The following is a 21,012-nucleotide window of genomic DNA, read 5'->3' on the forward strand; positions in this document are numbered from 1 at the left end:
CAAAAGTTTTGTGTCTAACTTTTGGGGTGCAGTACATTTTGAGACAGCCTCTTGTTTTTTACTCCTTCTATAATATACAGGCACTTATGCTTAAAGTAATTCACATTCTTTCAACCACAATGCAGCACTGGCATCACTCGGCATACGCCAGTCTCCTCGCGGACTCAAAGATACGGAACCTACCTTCGGCCCATCGGGCAAGCAGGAACGTTTGAACTGTTGCGCAAAGAAACGGCGATAGAAGTTGGTAAGCCATTTCTTGATAGTCGTACTGTCGTACACCCCACGGAAGGCAATTTCGGCCAGATAGAAAATCTTTGCCGGACGGAAACCAAAGCGCAGGAAATGGAAGAGGAAGAAATCGTGCAGCTCATACGGCCCGACCAAGTCTTCCGTTTTCTGCTTGATATTGCCGTTTTCATCGGCGGGAATCAGTTCCGGACTGATGGGAGTATCGATAATATCCAACAACGTATTTCGTGAAAGTGTATCTACACCGGTCTGAGCCACCCAGTTTACCAGGTAGCGAACCAAGGTCTTAGGGATGCTGGCATTTACTCCATACATGGACATGTGGTCACCATTGTACGTAGCCCACCCCAAAGCAAGCTCTGAAAGGTCACCGGTACCGATTACCAGTCCGCCAATCTTGTTGGCATAATCCATCAATATCTGGGTTCTCTCTCTGGCTTGACCGTTTTCGTAGGTCACATCATGCACGGACATATCCTGACCTATATCCTGGAAATGTTGGATGCAGGCATCCTTTATACTGATTTCTTTCGTGGTAACCTGCAGAGAGCTCATCAGTGAAAGTGCATTGTGGTAGGTACGGTCTGTAGTACCGAATCCTGGCATGGTAACTCCCACAATACCTTTACGGGGCAGATTCAACTTATCAAATGTCTTGACACAAACCAGAAGCGCCAAGGTAGAATCCAATCCACCGGAGATACCTAACACCACCGTCTTGCAATTGGTGTGTACCAAGCGCTTGGCCAGTCCGGCTACCTGAATAGAGAAAATCTCCTCGCAACGTTCGTCCAGCTGGCGTTCACCAGAAGGCACAAACGGATGAGGTTCTACCGAACGGGTAAGAGTCAAATCGCGGGAAGCAACAAGGGCGGTAGAGATATGCTGCATAGGATGCTGATCACGATACATACGTACGCTGCTGGAGAAAGTGGTATTTGTCAGACGTTCTCCTCTCAAACGCTCCACATCTATCTCGCTGACCACAAGCTGTTCTTCAAATGAGAAACGGTCGGAAGCGGCAAGCAGGCTTCCATTCTCATAAATCAATGCGTTTCCGGCAAAAACCACATCGGTGGTAGATTCTCCGAAACCACAGGATGAAAATACATATCCGGCCAGACAACGAGCTGACTGCTGTGCCAACAGCGAACGGAGGTACTGATGTTTGCTGATATTCTCGGTATCGGCAGACAGGTTGAAGATAATCTCCGCGCCTTTCAGAGCCAATGCAGAGCTGGGAGGTACAGGCGCCCATACATCCTCACACAGCTCGATTCCGAAGCATACATCCGGCGTATCGAACAACAGGTTTGTACCCATCGGCACCACCTGACCACACAAACGTACATTCATGGAATCCGGATGGGCCACAGCAGAAGTAAACCAGCGTTTCTCGTAGAATTCTTTATAATTAGGCAGATAAGTCTTAGGCACAATACCCAGAATCTTACCTTTCTGAAAAACCACGGCACAGTTCATCAGCGTAGAATTGACCACGACCGGCATACCGACAATGGAAATAATGTCCAGCTGACGGGTATTATTGACAATCTGCATCAAAGCCAGTTCAGCCTGCTCAAGCAATAAACTTTGCGCAAACAAATCTCCACAGGAATATCCTGTCAGGTTCAATTCCGGAAAAACAATAATCTGAATCCCCTTTCCATCGGCTATTACAATCTGTTTTTCCGTCTGTTGTGCATTGAATTTGCAGTCGGCTACTTTCACTGCAGGAACGGCAGCCGCCACTTTTACAAAACCAAATCTCATATAATTTGTTATATATAAATAGATATGCAAAAATAAACAGAATATTTGAACATCTACACAGAATAAAGAGGGAGATTTTAAAGAAAAGGCATAAAGCAAAAAAAATAAAAAACAGAGGAGAGTATTTGTGGTTATAAAAAATCTTTGTATATTTGCCTTCGAATTAGAATTGTAACAATTACATAATTGAAAATAAATATGACAGCATACGAATACTTGCTCAGTTACCACATCAAGCCGTCTGTACAACGCATTGCCATCATGGATTATCTGTTGAACCATAAGACACATCCATGTATCGATGAAATACATACAGCTTTGTGCAAGGAAATCCCCACGCTCTCTAAAACAACGGTATATAATACGCTAAAGTTGTTTGTAGAACACGGCGCGGCCAAAATGCTGACCATAGATGAAAAAAATGCCTGTTTTGACGGAGATGTGCATCCGCATGCTCATTTTCAATGCAAGGTCTGCAATAAAATCTACGATGTGGAGATTCCACAGAACCTCAGTGAGGCCGAACCCTTCCGTAAAGAAGGTTTTATCGTAGAAGAAGTGCATCAGTATTATAAGGGAATTTGCCCCGAATGTGCTGAAAAAGGATTGATGAATAACTAAGAATTAACTTATTAATATAATAACTAACTACTTAAAATTTTTGACTTATGAAAAAGTTTATCTGTACAGTTTGTGGTTACATTTACGAAGGTGAAACAGCTCCTGAAAAGTGTCCGTTGTGTAAAGCTCCTGCTTCTAAATTCAAAGAAATGGAAGAAGCTGAAGGTGGTTTGCAGTTTGTAGACGAACACGTAATCGGCGTAGCTAAAGGTTGCGACGACGAAATGATCAAAGACTTGAACAACCACTTCATGGGCGAATGTACTGAGGTTGGTATGTACCTGGCTATGAGCCGTCAGGCTGACCGCGAAGGCTATCCTGAAGTAGCAGAAGCTTTCAAACGTTATGCTTGGGAAGAAGCTGAACACGCTGCTAAATTCGCAGAACTTTTGGGTGACTGTGTATGGGATACTAAGACAAACCTTGAAAAACGTATGAACGCTGAATGCGGTGCTTGCGAAGACAAGAAACGTATCGCTACTCGTGCTAAACAGCTGAACCTGGATGCTATCCACGATACCGTTCACGAAATGGCTAAAGACGAAGCTCGTCACGGAAAAGGTTTCGAAGGCTTGTACAACAGATACTTCAAGAAATAATTGAAAGTATAGCTTTCATCACTAACGGAGGCCACCTCAATCACGAGGATGGCCTCTATTTTTTTCTCTTTGAGAACCATAAAAGCTGAATTCACAGTTCTTTAATCAAAGCCAGTACTCCTTAGGCAGTACCGGAGTACTCCTTAGGCAGTACCGGAGTACTTCTTCGGCAGTACTTCAGTACTTCCTTTGCAGTACTGAAGTATTTCCCTGAAAGTACTGGGAAAACATATTTTTCTACATATAAGAAAGGCTGCCCCAATTCTCTTGGAACAGCCCTGTCTTGTTTATATATCTACCCAAATGATTAACGGTTCGTCTTTCCTAACCAGGTCAGTCGATGCCAGATAGTTTCCAACGGGCCACGTTTGAAATGGCGGAACCACCAGTGAGCAAAAGCAAGCTGGGCCAGGAAGAATACAATTCCAACCAATAAACTCAACGTAGTGCCACAAGATTTATGCAAGGCCAGTCCGTAACCGAAATACAGAAAACTTCCTATCACTGATTGCATGATATAGTCGGTCAGACTCATTCTTCCGTAGGGTACAAGTATCTTCAGTATCCGTCCCTTCCCCATCCAATACAACAGGAGGAATGCGGATACGATGGCCAGCATAAAGCAGAAGTTATACCAGGAATTGAAAATGGTCTTCAAACTGTCAAGCATCAGAGGCTGTGAAGCTATTGAAAATATAAAACCTTTAAGAAAATAGAAAATCACCGCCAAAGGAAGTGAAAAGCATAACACATAAGTCCAGAATGTACGTGCCTTTGTCAGAGCAGCTTCAGAAGAAGAATCAAAATATCCCACACGTCCTATCCACAAACCAAGGATGAACAAAGAGCAGGTCTGGAAAACTCGTCCGTAGCACCAGGCCCAGTTCAGGCTGGCCAACTGACCGATTGTGAAATTTACCTTCACCATCTCCCACCAGGATTCACCTCCTAACTGAGGATATACATTACCCAACGAGAAAATCATCTGTTTCGGTGCATATTCAGGATTGACAAAACCACACAGCACTTTCAGCCATTCCACGGGCTGCAGCATCAATATCAGTGCCAGTATCAGCAATCCCTTATTGCTCCAATGACGTACAGGCACAAGGATAAAACCTAAAATGGCATATAGCACCAAGATTTCACCCGGGAAAAACAAAGAATTGACAAAGCCAAAACCCAGCAATAGCAGCAAGCGCCACATATAGCGGTTCTTAAAATCTTCCCCTCTTTTTTCCGAACCCCGGCTCTGCAAATAGAACGTGAAACCGAACAGCAAGGCAAAAATAGCGTATGCCTTACCCGAGAACATGAAGAACAGCATGTCCCACAAGCTTTTATCCAAAGCGCCAAGCACCGGAGAGGTAGTTTCTGGAAAAGAATAAAAATTAAAATGTTCAATGTTATGAAGCAGGATAATCCCCATTACCGCGAATCCTCGTAACGCATCAATAGCCAGGATTCGCTCTTTCTTTTGAATGTTTTCCATCGTCTGTAAAATTAACAATAAAAAAACGGGAAACCTGTTTTTAAAAAGCAGGCTTCCCGTTTCTACAATTATGGCACGCCATCTCCCACAAAAGAGAATGTGCCTTATCTCATATTATTATCTTAGTTCTTTGCAGAATCATTTACGGCAGCCGGAGCAGTAGTAGCCGCAGCATCAGTCTTCTGAGGAGCAGCAAAACCTGCAGGAGCATTCAACGGATTTGTTTTCTGCTCTTTTACAGCCTGTTCCATGATTACTGAAGAACCTTCTACCTGAGAAGGAACTACGTAAGAAGTAGCTACACTGATTACTACCATGAAAGCAGCCAAACCCCAAGTCAGTTTTTCAATAAAGTCAGTTGTCTTACGAACTCCCATAATCTGATTAGACGAAGTAAAGCTAGAAGAGAGTCCTCCTCCTTTTGAATTCTGTATCAGTACCACGAAGCACATCAATACAGCAGCAAGCACCATTAATACAACAAATAATAAATACATTTTCTTTTATTTTGATTTAGCGTTAATAATCAATTTTTCCAAAAACCTGATTTGGTCTGCAAAGTAAGTATTTTTTTTCGGATATTTCAAATTTAATTTTTTAATAATTTCCAGCGCTTTATCATAGCGTTGCTGTTTAACATAAATTTTAGCCAAAGTTTCCGTAAAATAATCTTCCCCTTCTTCCGTATCAGACTCTTCTTTTTCTGTATCAGGCACAACCTCCTCCGTTTCTATTGTTTCAGAAGAAAATTCCTCTTCCGACAAAGCAGTCTCCTTTATCGGCTCCACTCCTTCGGCTTCTTCACGAGCCGCCTGTTCTATAAAGTGGTCGATTAAATCCTGTCCGCGCAGGGGATTTACAGAAGCGGTTTCTGTATTTTCCTCCTTTTCCATCAGCACAGAAGTATAATCTACGGCTTCTACCGGCAAAGGAAAGAGTTTCTCCACAGAAAGGTCCTTATCGTCGGCCAGAAAACGGTCAATCAGGTCCAGCGTTCTATCAGATGTTTCTGACGATACATTTTCTTTTTCGGCTACATGCCGGTTAATGACAAACTTATCTCCTTCAATGGCATAAAACAGGATACTCAAATCGGCTACAAACAAAGCCCCCTTGCGCAACTCATCTTTAAAAGAAGGATCACGCAACAGATACAAATTCTTCAAATACAAAATACGGGCTGTCTGGAAAAAAGGATACTGCACCAGAAGCTGTCTTAATTCATACAGGCTTTCAGTGCCCAACTCTTCCGGGTGTTCAATCCAATGCTGTAGTCGTTGTTGTACCATCATTCCTGCTCTTACCAGTTGGCTACAGTTGCATTAAATATCTGCTCCACGATTTCGTCAATCATCTGCTGTACAAGCTCTTCTTGCACGGACGATAACTGCTGGCTGGCATTGTATTCACGGCTGGCAGTAAACTGCTGGTCAGAAATATCTTCCGCATGATTGGTATTATTGACAAATCTCACATTTACCGTCATTCTCAACTCTGCCATCGTAGAATAACCGTCAGAACCTACCCCTTTATTGTAAGCATCGTAGTTCGTAATTTCACCCGACAATTCCAGGTCACCTCCCTGACGAACCTGTTTCAGACGAGTCTGCTGCATATATTTATCCTGCAAAGCCGTGTTGAACATCGACTCCATCGGTCCCCATACAAAGGCAGCCGAACGGTTCGGAAAGTTCTGAAAACTGATTGTCTTCACCTTATCATAGTTAATGGAAGAACCATTAAATTTATACGAAACCGTACATGCCGTAAGGATACACAAACAAACGGCCAGAAAATATTTACTCAGTCTGCTATATTTTTTATTCAAGTCCATATTCTTTGATTTTTCTATAAAGGGTACGTTCTGAAATTTTCAAATCATTCGCTGCATTTTTTCTTTTTCCATGATGCCGCTCCAATGCCTTCCGAATCATTTCTTTCTCCACTTCATCCAATGAAAGGTTTTCTTCAATGTATTCTTCCGTATCCTGCACATCGTCCGACACATCTGCATGTGTAACCTTCACATTCGGATTTACTTGTGACACATTCGTTACCGGAGTCACGCTGGATACCTTGCCCACTTCCTCCGCAGGATTCAATACCACTGCAGAAGGCTGTATCAGGCTGGATGGAGTTTCGGGGATATAATGTACCGGCATAGACGACGGAGCAGTGACCGTTCCACCAGCCGCACGTTCGGCCATGATGTCATGCACCAGTTTCTTCAATTCGGTCACATCCCTCCTCAGGTCAAACAACACCTGATAAAGTATCTCTCTCTCACTCTGGAAACTCTTTTCACCTTGCGGCTTCACGCCACCCAGCAATGTCGGGAATTTAGACACGGGTTGAACTGGCAAATACCCCCGAAGAATTTCGGCAGTAATCTCACGGTTGGTTTCGATAATGGAGATTTGTTCCGTGATATTTTTCAACTGACGGATATTACCCGGCCAGGTATACGATACGAGTAACAGCTTGGCATCCTCCATCAACTGAATGGCCGGCATACGGTATTTTTCGGCAAAATCTGCAGCAAACTTACGGAACAAAAGAGGAATATCATCCGGCCGTTCACGCAGTGCCGGCACTTTAATAGGCACCGTATTCAGACGATAGTACAAGTCTTCACGGAAACGTCCGTTCGCTATGGCTTCCGTAAAATCCACATTCGTGGCTGCCACAATCCTGACATCCGTTTTCTGCACCTTAGAAGAGCCGACCTTTATATATTCTCCGCTTTCAAGCACACGAAGCAAACGAGCCTGAGTAGAAAGAGGAAGTTCACCCACCTCATCCAGAAAGATGGTGCCGCCATTAGCCTCAGCAAAATATCCGTTACGGTCGCTGATGGCACCGGTAAATGCCCCTTTCTCATGACCAAACAGTTCGGAATCAATCGTACCCTCCGGAATCGCTCCACAGTTTACCGCAATATACGGTCCATGCTTTCTCCGGCTAAACTGATGGACTATCTGAGGGAAGCTTTCCTTACCGACTCCACTTTCTCCCGTCACCAGTACAGACAAGTCTGTAGGAGCCACCTGAATAGCCACATCAATGGCACGGTTCAGTCCTTCACAATTGCCTATGATGCCAAAACGAAGTTTTACACTCTGTATCTCTGATTTCACCATATAGTCTTCGATTATATGGCAAATTTACAAAAAGTTTGAAACCCGTACATGCATTTACTCCAAAAAGTATAATTTAGAATACGGTACGAATCATGAAGCGTATACCCCACTTGCTGGCTGTAGGCAGTTCATTGTAATTCAAACGACGCACATATTCCACATGGAGCAACTTGAAGATGTTATGAATACCCGCACTTACCTCCACATAAGGTTTCTTGGGATCCATGACATAGCTCGAGGTATGATAATTGCCCGCTGCATCGTAATGTCCCGGGAACAACATCAGCTCCGTATCATTGGCATTCTGCGGAAGCAACGGGTTATTCTTGTCGGTAAGTGTTCCCCACAAACATTTCACACCGATAAACTCACGCCATTTCAGCTTCTTCAGAAGAGGAATACGGTTGAAGATTTTTCCCTGCAGATTCCATGATACATCCAGCGATGCATAACGGTCGTTCAGGAACTCCATATTATTAATCAAGCTGAAGGTTTCGTCCTGAAGAATATAAGACAAGTTGGCCGCCGGCATAATCAGCAAGGGGAAAGGTACCTTATTCCATTGGATACCTCCTTTTACACAGGTATCAATGTTTCCCCAGGAGCTCAGCCACCAGCGCTTGTAGAGACTCATTTCCGTCATGTTATAGGTATAATCACTACCCAAGATACCCTTCAATCCCAGCGTATGCTGCAACGTAAAGACCGGTGCATCGAGATTGACCGGCAAACGGCGCTGCTTGGTATTGATGAATGTTTCTCCCGGTGCATAACGAAAAGCCAGCGTAGCCTCAGCCAGTGAAAAATCCTTCGTATTATAAGGAGAATGTACCCATTCCGTTCCCGTCAGTGCACCCGATGCCAAATCCTGCTGCAACTGATTTTCCTGTGCCATTGTACGATAAAACAATTTTCCACAAGCCTCCAGATTGGTATGCTTCAGCATAAAGGTCGTTTTCAAACCACTTTCCTTCTCCAATTCATACTTCACGCTGGCCGTACGCTCGTAGTTATACTGGTCGACCGATGTCACCTTAAATGAAGTAAACACATTGTCCTTGTCGGTTCCCATAAACTTGTCGGACGGCAACATATTATCATAAGAATACGACAGCGTCAACGAATTAATCGGATACTCACGGGGAAGGTATTCCTTCTTGTTGAAAGAATATTCCACCTCAGCCTTGTATTTTGACTTCTCGTCCTTAAAACCATACGCATAATATCCGCGTAAGAAGAGATGAGGATTCAGGTTCGCAGTGGTTTGTGCAGAAGCTCTCAAACGCAACCCGTCAATGTAGTTGCTTGAAATCATCGTATTAATCGGGCCAATATCCACCTTACTGGGTCTTCCCTTCACTCCTGTTTCGACAAAGTTTTCGATAAAGGCCTTGGCCACAAATATGATGTACTTAAATCCCTTGATTTTCGCCAGATTGTCCACAAACTGTCCCATATTATCTTCCGACTTTGTCAGCTCCGTCGGGCGATATTCTTTCCAGAAAGAGTCGTCACGCATCATGGCATTGACATCCTTTATCTCATCTCCCTTCTTCTTGAATATCTTGGCAGGAATCTCGTCAAATCCAAAATCAGAATATCGTGTGGTACGCCTTACCTGGAAAGAACCCAATATCTTCTTCAAATAAGACAGTTCACACAGCATGTCATCTTCCATCAGCACCCATTCTCCCGTAGACAACTGACCGAACTTCTGTTCAATAATCATATTATCCACAAAGTTGATATCAGTCTTCTTCGGAAGATTCATGATACATTTATTCACACGGAAAGTAGAATCCGCAAGAATATACAAATGACCGGTGAAACCAAAATCCTGCGAGTTGTTGGGTACGAAAGTTAAGTGGAAGCATTTTTCCTTATCCACCATCATCGTATCCATGATGTAATACTTATAGAAATTGATACCCGCATTCGAAATCGGACTATCGAACGGGTACTGAAGGAAACGGAAGCGGTCCTGATAAATATTAATATCCTGGAACACATCTTTCAATACAGTCGACAACATATCGCCTGTATTAAACAATTCATTGACTCCCGTAGAGTTAATACCTTTTACAATCGTCTTTTCATCGTGGGGATTTTTCCGGTACAGTTTTTCCGTCACCGTCTCGTCCACGGAAATAGGCAGAATATTCTTACCCGTCACGCTACACTGCTCCACCTGGTCACGGAAGAAAGGATACTTCTTAAACAGGTTTGATTCACGCAACGAGTCGGTTGTAATATTATTTAAAGAAAATGTAATCTTCTGATACTTATTATAATGATAGAAGTCATTCACCCCCAAATCATTCAGTTTTTTGGCTGCAATAACTTTCTTCATCATTTCCACTGCCGGATTATTCTTTCGAGAATATTTTTCCTTCTTAGGCTTCACCACGACCTCATCCAGCACCAAGTCGGGCTTCATTTTCACATTCAATGTCTTCGTCTTGGCAGACACATCACGTACCTCCGTACCATAGCCCACCATAGAAAAGGTCAATTTATTCCACCCTGCATGAGCAGCTATTGAATATTTACCATCTATATCTGTAATAGTTCCCACCCCTTTTCCGTCATAATATACATTCAAATAAGGGATAGGGTCACCCGTTTCGGAGTCTGTAACGACTCCACTGATTTGTGCAGAAAGTTTCACAACTCCCAGACACAACACGATTAAAAAAAGCAATCTTTTTATCATATATCTCATTAACACCTTAATAGTCCAGCTTATCAAGTTTGTAAAAATACAGAGTGAAATAATCTCTTACAAATTTCACTCCCTGAAAAACGATATTCTTACCTTTTTTTATGAATAATAGAATATAATTTCTTCTGTCACCTACGAAAAAACCGGCAATGAAGCGCCCTCATTGCCGGTTTTATTTTTTTACAAAAAAGACAGTAAGCCTTAGTCAATTTCTTCATCAGCTTCATAGCCTCCCATCTCGCGCAAAGCATTCTTCAGCATGACATATTGCTGGAACAAATGATTTACCGGAACTTCACCCTCTGTATAATCGTGCATCGGGCTCTTCAGGAAGAAACTCAAGAAGCGTTGTGTTCCGTAACGTCCGGCACGTGCAGCCAAGTCGCTCAACAATACCAAGTCCAGACACAACGGAGCGGCCAAAATAGAATCCCTGCACAAGAAGTTGATCTTAATCTGCATCGGATAGCCCATCCAGCCGAAAATATCAATATTATCCCAGCCTTCCTTGTTGTCATTACGAGGCGGATAATAGTTGATACGTACCTTGTGATAATAATCAGAATACAAATCCGGCTGGTCTTCCGGTACCAGAATAGATTCCAGTGTAGAAAGCTTGCTCACTTCTTTTGTATGGAAGTTAGCCGGTTCATCCAACACAAGACCGTCGCGGTTTCCTAAAATATTGGTAGAGAACCATCCTGACAGTCCCAGACAACGTGTTCCGATAATCGGCGCAAAGCCCGACTTCACCAATGTCTGACCAGTCTTGAAATCCTTACCGGCAATCGGCATCTTAGTCTGTTCTGCCATTTCCCACATAGCCGGAATATCCACAGTGGTATTCGGCGCACCCATGATGAAAGGAGCTCCTTCGGCCAAAGCAGCGTATGCATAACACATAGAAGGAGCAATGTGTTCGCGGTCATCCTGTTTCATTGCGTTCTCCAACGCAGCCAAGGTGCCATGTACGCTTTCACAAACCGGTACATAAATTTCAGTAGAAGCAGCCCAAAGCACGACGATACGTGCACAATTGTTGTCTGCCTTAAATTTACGAATGTCCTCTCTCAGTTGTTCCACCATATCCCAGCGGGTAGCACAATCTTTCACATTGTTTCCATCCAGGCGTTTGGCATAGTTACGGTCAAAGGCAGCCTTCATCGGCACAATCTTTTCCAGTTCATCTTTCACCGGATTAATATCCTTCTCACGCAACACTTCACAGTTGATAGCCGACTCATACGCATTGGCCGGATACACATCCCATGCACCGAAAACAATGTCGTCCAGCTTAGCCATGGGGACAATTTCATTGTAATGCAAATATTTCTTTGCCTCCCCACGTCCTACACGAATCTTATCATACTGCGTCATTGAGCCCACCGGCTTTGCCAATCCTTTACGAGTCATTAAAACCCCTGTCATAAACGTGGTAGCCACAGCTCCCAGACCAACACACAATACGCCCAGCTTACCTTCTGCGGGCTTTACATTCATTTTTTCCATTTCTAAATTCCTTTTTTTCCTAATAACTTTACATTTATCCTTGCCTTCGAAATCAAGTCTTTTTCAAGAATATATCCCAAAGTGCAGGTAACAAATTGCTCAAAGTTAAGACTTTGTTTAATTAGATAAAGCTTTTATGAGCTTTTTTATTTGCTAATAAGTAAAAATAAGCCATAAATTCAGAAGAAAAAGCCATTAACCGACTTATCAGAGAGTAAAATAATGCGTATCTTTGCAGACGCATTTAAAGAAATACTCAACTACATGAATGATATTTGTTGCATTGGACACATTACATTAGACAAAATTGTAACTCCAAAACAAACGACTTACATGCCGGGAGGCACTTCTTACTATTTTTCACACGGTATACGCAGACTGAAAGATTTCAAAAACTACAAGCTGGTAACCGCTGTGGCTCCTAGTGAATATGGCATCATTGAAGAAATGAGAAAAGAAGGGCTTCAGGTAGAAGTCCTGCCAAGCCGTCACACCGTATATTTCGAAAATACATACGAAGAGAATCAGGACAACCGTTCCCAGCGTGTATTGGCTAAGGCTGACCCTTTCACCGCAGATGCTTTAAAAGATGAAAATGCACACATTTTCCATTTAGGAAGTTTGCTGGCGGATGACTTTCCACTTGAAGTAGTAAAGGAGTTGGCACAGAAAGGTACATTGGCTGTCGACGCACAAGGCTATCTCCGAAAAGTGGAAGGTGAGCACGTATTCCCTGTAGACTGGCATGAAAAGAAAAAAGCCCTGAAATACATTGATATCCTGAAAGTCAATGAACACGAAGCTGAAGTGCTGACGGGCTTCAAAGACCCTGAAAAAGCAGCCAAGCAACTGGCTCAGTGGGGTGTTAAAGAAGTTCTGCTGACTTTAGGAAGTCTTGGATCACTTATTTATGCAGAAGGAAAGTTCTATAAAATTCCGGCATACGCTCCTAAAGAAGTAGTCGATGCTACCGGATGCGGTGACACTTACGTACTTGGCTATCTCTACATGCGAAACAAAGGAGCTTCATACGAAGAAGCAGGATGTTTTGCAGCTGCCATGTCTACTATCAAGTTAGAAAAATCTGGTCCTTTTTCCGGAACGGAAGAAGAAGTATGGCATATTCTGAAAAACAACAAACAAAAACCGGAAGTACTGGTTGCCCAATAAGCCCAAATTTTTCATACAAATAAAAACATTAAGGGGTTGCCTGCTGATTTCAGCCTGCAACCCCTTTCTTATACCTGTCATCCTAACGGTTATCCCATCTTTCCTGTCAGATAGGCTCTTGTACGTTCGTCAACCGGATCTTTAAACATTTTCTCCGTATTGTCATACTCTATCAGTTCACCCATGTACATGAACATGGAACGGTCGGAGATACGCATAGCCTGTGACATGTTATGAGTCACAATCAGGATAGTCACCTCTTTTTTCAGCTGGTCCATCAACCCTTCGATGTGCTTGGTAGCAATCGGGTCAAGAGCAGAAGTAGGCTCATCCATAAGCAGAATGTCCGGCTGAAGCGCCAGAGAACGTGCAATACACAAGCGCTGTTGCTGTCCACCTGAGAGGAAAGTACCACGCTTTGTCAGAGAGTCCTTTACTTCATCCCACAAACATACGTTGCGCAAGTTACGTTCCACAATCTCATCCTTCTGCGATTTTGACAGATGAATACCATTCAAGATATATCCGGCCAGCACGTTGTCGTAAATATTCATGGTCGGGAACGGGTTCGGGCGCTGGAACACCATACCAATGCGACGACGTTCTTCCATCGGGTGCATCTGAAGCACATTTTCACCATTCAGTAAAATCTCTCCCGTCACACGGATATTCTTGTACAACTCGTGCATGCGGTTCACGGCACGCAGTAACGTACTCTTTCCACATCCAGAAGGCCCCATGATGGCCGTAATCGTATTTTTCTCAATATCAGCCGACACATGCTTTACAGCCATCACGTCGCTGGTATATGATATACACACATCTTTTATTTGAAGAATCGGATCCTTTATATTTTCCATTTCTTTGCAATTCGTTTAGCTAATAAATTCAGACATAACACAAAAGTCAACAGGAACAAAGAAGCTCCCCATATCAGGCTCTGCAAGTTCGGGTCGTTGAAGAACTCCCAGATAAGCAAAGGAACAGCCGACATCGGCTTGGTCATGTTCCAGCTGATAGCAGCTCCTCCCAAGGCAGTAAACATCAACGGAGCTGTTTCACCGACTACACGAGAGATGGCCAACAAAATACCGGTAAAGATACTGCCCAGTGCAGAAGGCACCATCACCTTCAGCATCACTCTCCAGTAACTACCTCCCAATGCCAGTCCAGCCTCTTTCAAGGTTTCCGGAAGCACCTTCATGGTTTCTTCCGTAGAACGGATAATCAGCGGAAGCATCATGATGAACAATGCCACACTTCCTGCAATGGCCGAATAACCTTTCATCGGGACAACCACCCAGATGTAAGTAATGATACCGATAATGATGGAGGGAGTACCCTGAAGCAAGTCGGTCAGGTAGCTGACAAACACGGCAAACCAGCTTTTTCTGTATTCTGACAGACAGATACCACACAGAATTCCTACCGGGATAGCGACTACAGCAGCCAGCAAAAGCATCAGGAAGGTTCCGATAATTCCGTTTGCAATTCCCCCCGGAATTGCTTCTCCGGCAGAAGCGGCCATCATCGCCTTATAGGCATTCGGAGTAGCTTCGGTGAGAAACGACCATCCCAATTGTTTCCAACCCTTGATCAATACTTCTCCCAAAATCGCCAGCAAAGGAATCGCTGTCACACCCGACAATACGCAAACCAGAATATAAAGCAAGCGGCTTTTCAGGATACGTATCTTAATATTATTTCCATATAACATAAGCACAAATCTTTTTAGCAGATTACACGTGACGGGCACGACGAATCAAAATCTTTCCGATAATATTAATGATGGCCGTAATCAGGAACAGTAACAAACCGATGGCGATCAGTGAAGAAAGCTTCAAACCGTCTGCCTCGCCAAACTGGTTTGCAATGATACTTGCCATGGTATTACCCGTGGTACGCAGTGTGTCCGGCATCTGGTTGGTATTTCCAATCAGCATGGTCACTGTCATCGTTTCTCCCAGCGCACGTCCGATAGCCAGAATATAGGCTGAGAAAATACCGGAACCCGCCATCGGGAATATCACTCTCTTGATTACCTCTGCACGCGTAGCTCCCATGGCATAAGCCCCTTCTTTCAAGTCGGAAGGAACCATCTTGATAAATTCGGCACTCAAGGAAGCTGCATACGGCACAATCATGATGGCCAGCACAAACGCAGCAGTCAGAATACCGGAACCCTGCGGAGACAGATTCAAGTGCATGAATACGGTACGAAGTACATAGAAACCCCACAAACCATAGATAATGGAAGGAATACCTGCCAGCAAATCAATCACTGTACCCAGAACGGCTGCGATTTTCTTTCCACGGAAATACTCACCAGTGAACAGTGCGACAGGAAGTGAAAATGGAATACACATCAGCAACGCCAGTGCCGTTGTAAGCAGTGTACCCGTAATAAAAGGAAGAGCGCCATAACTTTCTTTACCGGCAGTGGTCACCCAGTCGTCAGAGAAGATAAAATGCCAGAATCCAAACTCCTCGAAAGCGCCGGAAGCGTCAACGGTGAGGGAGTAAATAATTCCCCCACCAATGACCGGTATCACTATAGCCGATAAGATAAGTAAGACTTTAAACAGTTTGTCTTGCATAACTTATTGTCTTATTTATTTAAGAATCGGCTGTCCATCGTATGTCACAGCTTTCAGGTTCTGAAGGCTTTGTTCGATAGCCTTCTTAGGCAGCGGCGCATAGTGTACGGTAGCAGTAGTCTGCTGTACGCTGTCGCTCAACATATATTGCATTAAGTCCAATGTAGCTTTTGCCTGTTCCATAGAACGGTCTGCATAGTGCTGTTCCTTGTAAATCAGCAACCAGGTGAAGCAACTGATAGGATAAGCTCCTGCTGCATCTGCATCGGTAATTGAACAACGAGTATCCTGAGGAATGTCACCGGCAGCTGCAGAGATACTTTCAGTAGAAGGTACTACCAATTCACCACGCTTGTTATATACGCTTGCGTAAGGAATTTTCTGAGCAAAAGCATATTCAGAACCAATATATCCTAATGAGTAAGGAGTCTGTGCGATAATTCCTGCTACGCCCGGATTACCTTTAGCAGCCTGTCCGACCGGGAAATCCACGGTTTTACCTGCACCGTAAGTGTTTTTCCAGTTTTCACTTACTTTTGACAGATAGTCTGTAAAGATGAAAGTTGTTCCACTACCATCTGAACGGTATGCCAGAATGATTTTCTTTGCCGGCAACTGTACATCCGGATTCAGTTTCTGCAAACGCGCATCGTTCCAGTCTGTAATCTTACCTGCATAAATATCGGCAATCACGTCACCAGAAAGATTCAGTTTAACCACATCCGGCAAGTTGTATGCCATTACGACAGCTCCCATACAAGTCGGGATGTGTACCACCGGCTGCATTTCAGCCATTTCCTTGTCGCTCAAGAAAGCATCGCTACCTGCAAAGTCTACGATACCGTCTTTCAAGTTGCGGACACCACCGCCACTACCAATACCACCATAGGAAATCTTGTCACCAGAAGTTGCATTGTAGTTTTCGAAAGACATATTATAAAATGGCAATGGGAATGTAGCACCTGCACCTGTCAGTTCTACTGATTCACGACCATTAGCTGATTTCTGTCCACCACACGCTGCAAACGACAAAGCCATCGCTCCAGCAATTAAAGGCAAATAAAACTTTTTCATTGTGTTATACATTTAATATAAGTTACAAATCTATGTTATTCATTGAGTTAAATCGCAAACGAAGCATTCAGGTATACATAACTGGCTGTCTTGCCGCCTTCTGTTTTCGGCGACCACAACCGGAAGTTAGGAGCTAACTTGATGTATTTACCTAATTTAAATTCGGTACCTACCATTCCGGCCATACCGTCCGCATCTTTGTTCCAGTCTTTCTCTGAAGAAAGCAAGTCCCAACGACCGAAAAGACTTATTTTCTTGCTTAACTGTGCAGACGCATAAACCGAGAAACCATCCTGATCACAATCAGGCACATATTTCGTATTAGTCTGGTAGTTGTATTCCGCTGCCACTGAGAAGGCTGTATGCTTATATCCGACAAAAGCAGCCAGATTCGTAATACCTTTTTCCCCTTCTTCTACCGATTCATTATACGAACCGTATGCACGTACCGTCAAACCCTCAACCGGAGTCAGTGTTACGCCTGCACCATACTGCAAGCCGTCTTTCACCTGTACTTTTTTATAACCTTCTCCGTTGGCTACAATCACATCGGCCGAAACCACCTTGTTAAATTTATAGGCTACTGAAACTCCCAAGTCCGCACTGCTGCCGAACTTATATTCATCCTGGAAAGATTTCATCACATAACGTTTTCCCCAGAAATCTTCCTGAACCTTAAATTGAGTCGTAGTGATTAATCCGGCGTTCAGCGTCCAGCCGTTTTGCTTCCAGGTAATCTGTGCATTTTTCACATATCCGATGCGCTGATGGTCATTTACGTCTTTTGACTGACCGAAATCAAGTACTGCCTTCAACTGCAATCCGTGAGGCAAGGCATACTGATAGCCAATATAGGCACGGTCCAGATTAAACCCTCTGTCATCATTGACAGAACCAAAACCAGAATGCGCATCCGAAAATATGGTAATGATGGCATCTCCTTTTTTCTCACCAGGAGCCCGTTCTTCAGGCGCTCCATCTGCAAAGGCAGCACCCACAGTGCACATCCAGATGCTTAACAGACATAAAACTCTTTTCTTTGTTTTCATTTTTCCTATAGACTCATTTTTTTGACACCACAAAGGTCTCATATTAGTGTTACAAACAGATGTCATACGCTTAAAGAAAATGTAACATCCTGTTACATTCATATTACAAAATAAAAATATCGCTTTCTGAAATCAAATTCCGTTAACGGACGGTTGATTTTCAGAAAGCGATACTTTACTGATTATATGGTATTTACAAATTCTTCTTTTCTACAAAAAAAGAAGATTCTGCAATATACTATTTAATTTCCAATGTAACAATTGATTTTGCAGGCAATTTCACTACAAGTCCATTCTTTGTCAATTTAGCACCCTTGAAATCGGCCAATTTCACCAGATTAGGCTGTTCAAATGTATTGTAATCGTCAATCTTTTCAGAAGTCAGAATCTGTCCGCTTACCGATTTAGCCTTTACATCACCCAGTGTCAGTGTGATTTCCTGTGACTCTTCCAGGTCTACGTTAGAAAGTGACACATGAATAGCACCTGATTTATCACGTGAAGCAGTTGCACTTACCATCGGTACGATACGATTGTCGCGTACGATCTTACGTTCGCACTGCAAATCAAGCGGCAGATAAGTAGCATCCTGATGTACGTTATACATCTTGAACACATAGTAAGTCGGAGTCAGCACCATCTTGTCTTCTTTCGTCAGAATCATAGACTGCAATACATTTACCACCTGAGCAATGTTAGTCATTTTAACTCGGTCAGTATATTTATGGAAGATGTCCAGACTCAAAGAAGCCACAAAGGCATCGCGCAAGGTATTCTGCTGGTAAAGATGACCGCTGATAGTACCCGGTTCTTCATCCCACCAGGTTCCCCATTCGTCTACCATCAAGCCAATCTGCTTCTGCGGGTCATATTTGTCCATAATGGCAATGTGACGCTTGAGCACATCTTCAATTTCGCGGCATTTTCCCATTGTCCAATAGTAATCCTCATTGTTGAATTTCGTAGCAGAACCTTTGCTTCCGCTCCATCCAAGCACTGTATAATAGTGCAGAGAAAGTCCGTCCATGCGATGACCCACGTTTTTCATCAGCACTTCAGTCCAGTTGTAGTCATAATCGCTGGCACCGCTGGCAATCTTGAACAAACGGTTACCATCATAGTTACGGCAATAAGTTGAATAACGGCGATACAAATCAGCATAGTATTCCGGACGCATGCTACCTCCACATCCCCAGCTTTCATTTCCTACTCCGAAGTATTTCACCTTCCATGGTTTCTCACGTCCGTTTTCCAAACGCAGTTTTGCCATCGGGCTTCCTTGTTCAGAAGTCATGTATTCTACCCATTTAGCCATTTCTTCCACGCTACCGCTACCTACGTTTCCGCTGATGTAGGGTTCACATCCTAACATTTCGCACAAGTTCAGGAATTCGTGTGTTCCGAAGCTGTTATCTTCTACGGTTCCTCCCCAGTTGTTGTTGACCATACGCGGACGTTTTTCACGAGGACCGATACCATCCATCCAATGGTATTCATCGGCAAAGCATCCTCCCGGCCAGCGGAGTACAGGCACTTTCAAGTCTTTCAATGCTTCGAACACATCTTTACGATAACCTTTAATATTAGGTATGGAAGAATCCTCTCCTACCCAAAGACCTCCATAGATACATGTACCGAGGTGTTCGGCAAACTGACCATAAATTTCTTTATTGATGATTTGTTTTCCCTGTTCCGGATGAACAGTCACTGTAGCCTTCTGCTGAGCAAACAAAGGCATTGCGGCACAAAAGGCCAACCCTAAAATTGCATTTTTCATACTTATTGATTTTACTTGTTTATTTCACACTTCACAAATGTAGGAATATTTTCCATGTAATGGGTGTACATTTGACATTTTTGAGGAGGAGATTTGAACATTCGGCCCTAAAATGCATGAAAAGTATACACTACCCCTACAGATTCAGACTTTTCATGACACCAAAATAAAGTTTTCTTACTACTTTTACGCCCAAATTTGAAACCAGATGAAATCAAAAAAGACAATCATTATTTGTGCCCTTGTCACAATTCTAATTTTAGGAGGCGTAATCAGCGGGGTTTCCTTGCTGTTCAACCACCCTCTTCGTATCGAAAAACCTACCTTTATTTATATAGACCGTGACGATACAGCCGATTCGGTGTACGTAAAACTTCAAAGAGATTTGAATGCCACGCATCTGACAGGATTCAAAATGCTGGCTCGTCTCAAAAAATACGACCAGCAGATTCATAGCGGAGCCTATCGCTTTGATGCCTCCATCAATACGCTGACCTTATTCCGCCGCCTGAGCAGCGGACACCAGACTCCGGTCAAAGTGGTTATACCCAGTGTGCGGACCCTGTCCCGTCTGGCACGCTCGCTGGACCGTCAACTCATGCCCGATTCCACGGAATTTGCCCGACTTGTCGGTGACAGTGCCTTCTGCGCTTCATTGGGTTTCAGCCTTGAAACGATGCCTGCACTATTCATCCCGAATACGTATGAAGCCTATTGGAATACGGATGCGGAAGCCTTTATCCAACGAATGAAAAAAGAATATGAACGTTTCTGGACGCAGGAGCGTAAAGATAAGGCTCAAGCCTGCGGACTGACTCCGGTAGAAGTCAGCACACTGGCCTCCATCGTGGAAGAAGAAACAGCCAACAAAAGTGAAATGCCGATGGTGGCAGAACTTTACCTAAACCGTCTACAAGCCGGAATGCCACTCCAGGCCGATCCGACCATCAAATTCAGTCTGCAAGAATTCGGACTGCGACGCATTCTGCACAAACACCTGGAGGTAGAAAGTCCTTACAATACTTACAAGCACGCGGGGCTTCCTCCCGGTCCTATCCGCATTGCTTCCATTCAGGGAATAGAAAGCGTATTGAATCATGCACAGCATGATTACCTCTACATGTGCGCCAAAGAAGATTTCTCGGGCACGCACAATTTCGCCGCTACCTTTGCTGAACATCAGGCCAATGCCCGCCGCTATCAGCAGGCACTGAACAAGAGAAATATCCGTTAGGGA

18 protein-coding genes are annotated in these 21,012 nt (G+C 43.7%); 4 read left to right on the forward strand and 14 right to left on the reverse strand.

Annotated elements, in window-relative coordinates:
- Window positions 1–90: 90 nt before the first annotated feature.
- Window positions 91–2,025 (reverse strand): NAD(+) synthase, encoded by a 1,935-nt coding sequence (locus DXD04_RS04115; protein ID WP_117671152.1) that lies wholly within the window; start codon window positions 2,023–2,025, stop codon window positions 91–93.
- Between the two features lie 198 nt (window positions 2,026–2,223).
- Between DXD04_RS04115 and DXD04_RS04120 the strand changes: the two genes are divergently transcribed.
- Entirely contained in the window at window positions 2,224–2,646 is a 423-nt protein-coding gene (locus DXD04_RS04120) for a Fur family transcriptional regulator (RefSeq protein WP_117671154.1), read from the forward strand.
- Between the two features lie 47 nt (window positions 2,647–2,693).
- Window positions 2,694–3,245, forward strand: a complete 552-nt coding sequence (locus DXD04_RS04125) for an NADH peroxidase (protein WP_007562386.1) — start codon at window positions 2,694–2,696, stop codon at window positions 3,243–3,245.
- A gap of 307 nt (window positions 3,246–3,552) precedes the next feature.
- Here DXD04_RS04125 and DXD04_RS04130 read toward each other — a convergent pair whose 3' ends face one another.
- From DXD04_RS04130 to DXD04_RS04160, 7 genes are all read right to left on the reverse strand, one after another.
- On the reverse strand, window positions 3,553–4,737 hold the full coding sequence (locus tag DXD04_RS04130; protein WP_117671156.1) for a DUF418 domain-containing protein: 1,185 nt from the start codon (window positions 4,735–4,737) through the stop codon (window positions 3,553–3,555).
- 122 nt (window positions 4,738–4,859) lie between these two features.
- Window positions 4,860–5,234: a preprotein translocase subunit SecG gene (secG, locus tag DXD04_RS04135; protein WP_117671158.1), complete on the reverse strand. Its 375-nt coding sequence runs from the start codon at window positions 5,232–5,234 to the stop codon at window positions 4,860–4,862.
- A 6-nt stretch (window positions 5,235–5,240) separates the two neighbouring features.
- Window positions 5,241–6,026 (reverse strand): tetratricopeptide repeat protein, encoded by a 786-nt coding sequence (locus DXD04_RS04140; RefSeq protein WP_117671300.1) that lies wholly within the window; start codon window positions 6,024–6,026, stop codon window positions 5,241–5,243.
- 11 nt (window positions 6,027–6,037) lie between these two features.
- Window positions 6,038–6,571 carry an LptE family protein gene (locus DXD04_RS04145; protein WP_007562379.1) on the reverse strand — a complete coding sequence of 178 codons (534 nt, stop codon included), beginning with the start codon at window positions 6,569–6,571 and terminating at the stop codon, window positions 6,038–6,040.
- The gene (locus tag DXD04_RS04150; protein ID WP_117671160.1) at window positions 6,558–7,877 is read right to left on the reverse strand and encodes a sigma-54 interaction domain-containing protein; all 1,320 of its coding nucleotides are present in this window, start codon (window positions 7,875–7,877) and stop codon (window positions 6,558–6,560) included. Before DXD04_RS04150 ends, DXD04_RS04145 begins: the two co-directional genes overlap by 14 nt.
- A 73-nt stretch (window positions 7,878–7,950) precedes the next feature.
- Window positions 7,951–10,599, reverse strand: coding sequence for a DUF5686 and carboxypeptidase-like regulatory domain-containing protein (locus tag DXD04_RS04155; RefSeq protein ID WP_373102737.1), 2,649 nt, complete (start codon window positions 10,597–10,599; stop codon window positions 7,951–7,953).
- A 201-nt stretch (window positions 10,600–10,800) separates the two neighbouring features.
- Window positions 10,801–12,108: an inositol-3-phosphate synthase gene (locus DXD04_RS04160; RefSeq protein WP_022052881.1), complete on the reverse strand. Its 1,308-nt coding sequence runs from the start codon at window positions 12,106–12,108 to the stop codon at window positions 10,801–10,803.
- 264 nt (window positions 12,109–12,372) lie between these two features.
- Here DXD04_RS04160 and DXD04_RS04165 point away from each other — a divergent pair, with 264 nt between their 5' ends.
- The gene (locus DXD04_RS04165; RefSeq protein ID WP_117671161.1) at window positions 12,373–13,278 is read left to right on the forward strand and encodes a PfkB family carbohydrate kinase; all 906 of its coding nucleotides are present in this window, start codon (window positions 12,373–12,375) and stop codon (window positions 13,276–13,278) included.
- Between the two features lie 89 nt (window positions 13,279–13,367).
- Here the strand turns inward: DXD04_RS04165 and pstB are convergent, their stop codons facing one another.
- From pstB to DXD04_RS04195, 6 genes are all read right to left on the reverse strand, one after another.
- Window positions 13,368–14,138: a phosphate ABC transporter ATP-binding protein PstB gene (gene pstB, locus DXD04_RS04170; RefSeq protein WP_117671163.1), complete on the reverse strand. Its 771-nt coding sequence runs from the start codon at window positions 14,136–14,138 to the stop codon at window positions 13,368–13,370.
- Window positions 14,126–14,995 (reverse strand): phosphate ABC transporter permease PstA, encoded by an 870-nt coding sequence (pstA, locus tag DXD04_RS04175; protein WP_007562367.1) that lies wholly within the window; start codon window positions 14,993–14,995, stop codon window positions 14,126–14,128. The genes pstB and pstA overlap by 13 nt, the downstream gene beginning before the upstream one ends.
- 22 nt (window positions 14,996–15,017) lie before the next feature.
- Window positions 15,018–15,875, reverse strand: a complete 858-nt coding sequence (pstC, locus tag DXD04_RS04180; protein ID WP_007562365.1) for a phosphate ABC transporter permease subunit PstC — start codon at window positions 15,873–15,875, stop codon at window positions 15,018–15,020.
- A 15-nt stretch (window positions 15,876–15,890) separates the two neighbouring features.
- Window positions 15,891–16,949 (reverse strand): phosphate ABC transporter substrate-binding protein PstS, encoded by a 1,059-nt coding sequence (pstS, locus tag DXD04_RS04185; RefSeq protein WP_040313108.1) that lies wholly within the window; start codon window positions 16,947–16,949, stop codon window positions 15,891–15,893.
- 47 nt (window positions 16,950–16,996) lie between these two features.
- Window positions 16,997–17,998: a hypothetical protein gene (locus DXD04_RS04190; RefSeq protein WP_229035358.1), complete on the reverse strand. Its 1,002-nt coding sequence runs from the start codon at window positions 17,996–17,998 to the stop codon at window positions 16,997–16,999.
- Between the two features lie 238 nt (window positions 17,999–18,236).
- Window positions 18,237–19,775, reverse strand: a complete 1,539-nt coding sequence (locus DXD04_RS04195) for an alpha-N-arabinofuranosidase (RefSeq protein WP_117671165.1) — start codon at window positions 19,773–19,775, stop codon at window positions 18,237–18,239.
- A 208-nt stretch (window positions 19,776–19,983) separates the two neighbouring features.
- Between DXD04_RS04195 and mltG the strand changes: the two genes are divergently transcribed.
- Window positions 19,984–21,009 carry an endolytic transglycosylase MltG gene (mltG, locus tag DXD04_RS04200; protein ID WP_117671167.1) on the forward strand — a complete coding sequence of 342 codons (1,026 nt, stop codon included), beginning with the start codon at window positions 19,984–19,986 and terminating at the stop codon, window positions 21,007–21,009.
- Window positions 21,010–21,012: the final 3 nt, after the last annotated feature.

Origin of the sequence: Phocaeicola plebeius (assembly GCF_003437535.1) — a bacterium.
Classification (GTDB): Bacteria; Bacteroidota; Bacteroidia; order Bacteroidales; family Bacteroidaceae; genus Phocaeicola; species Phocaeicola plebeius_A.

Coding starts and splice junctions, on each gene's coding strand:
- pstC (WP_007562365.1), bottom strand. CDS start 15,875: ATGCAAGACAAACTGTTTAAAGTCTTACTTATCTTATCGGCTATAGTG.
- pstA (WP_007562367.1), bottom strand. CDS start 14,995: ATGTTATATGGAAATAATATTAAGATACGTATCCTGAAAAGCCGCTTG.
- DXD04_RS04190 (WP_229035358.1), bottom strand. CDS start 17,998: ATGAAAACAAAGAAAAGAGTTTTATGTCTGTTAAGCATCTGGATGTGC.
- secG (WP_117671158.1), bottom strand. CDS start 5,234: ATGTATTTATTATTTGTTGTATTAATGGTGCTTGCTGCTGTATTGATG.
- DXD04_RS04195 (WP_117671165.1), bottom strand. CDS start 19,775: ATGAAAAATGCAATTTTAGGGTTGGCCTTTTGTGCCGCAATGCCTTTG.
- pstS (WP_040313108.1), bottom strand. CDS start 16,949: ATGAAAAAGTTTTATTTGCCTTTAATTGCTGGAGCGATGGCTTTGTCG.
- mltG (WP_117671167.1), top strand. CDS start 19,984: ATGAAATCAAAAAAGACAATCATTATTTGTGCCCTTGTCACAATTCTA.
- DXD04_RS04125 (WP_007562386.1), top strand. CDS start 2,694: ATGAAAAAGTTTATCTGTACAGTTTGTGGTTACATTTACGAAGGTGAA.
- DXD04_RS04150 (WP_117671160.1), bottom strand. CDS start 7,877: ATGGTGAAATCAGAGATACAGAGTGTAAAACTTCGTTTTGGCATCATA.
- DXD04_RS04155 (WP_373102737.1), bottom strand. CDS start 10,599: ATGAGATATATGATAAAAAGATTGCTTTTTTTAATCGTGTTGTGTCTG.
- DXD04_RS04160 (WP_022052881.1), bottom strand. CDS start 12,108: ATGGAAAAAATGAATGTAAAGCCCGCAGAAGGTAAGCTGGGCGTATTG.
- DXD04_RS04145 (WP_007562379.1), bottom strand. CDS start 6,571: ATGGACTTGAATAAAAAATATAGCAGACTGAGTAAATATTTTCTGGCC.
- DXD04_RS04140 (WP_117671300.1), bottom strand. CDS start 6,026: ATGGTACAACAACGACTACAGCATTGGATTGAACACCCGGAAGAGTTG.
- pstB (WP_117671163.1), bottom strand. CDS start 14,138: ATGGAAAATATAAAGGATCCGATTCTTCAAATAAAAGATGTGTGTATA.
- DXD04_RS04120 (WP_117671154.1), top strand. CDS start 2,224: ATGACAGCATACGAATACTTGCTCAGTTACCACATCAAGCCGTCTGTA.
- DXD04_RS04115 (WP_117671152.1), bottom strand. CDS start 2,025: ATGAGATTTGGTTTTGTAAAAGTGGCGGCTGCCGTTCCTGCAGTGAAA.
- DXD04_RS04165 (WP_117671161.1), top strand. CDS start 12,373: ATGAATGATATTTGTTGCATTGGACACATTACATTAGACAAAATTGTA.
- DXD04_RS04130 (WP_117671156.1), bottom strand. CDS start 4,737: ATGGAAAACATTCAAAAGAAAGAGCGAATCCTGGCTATTGATGCGTTA.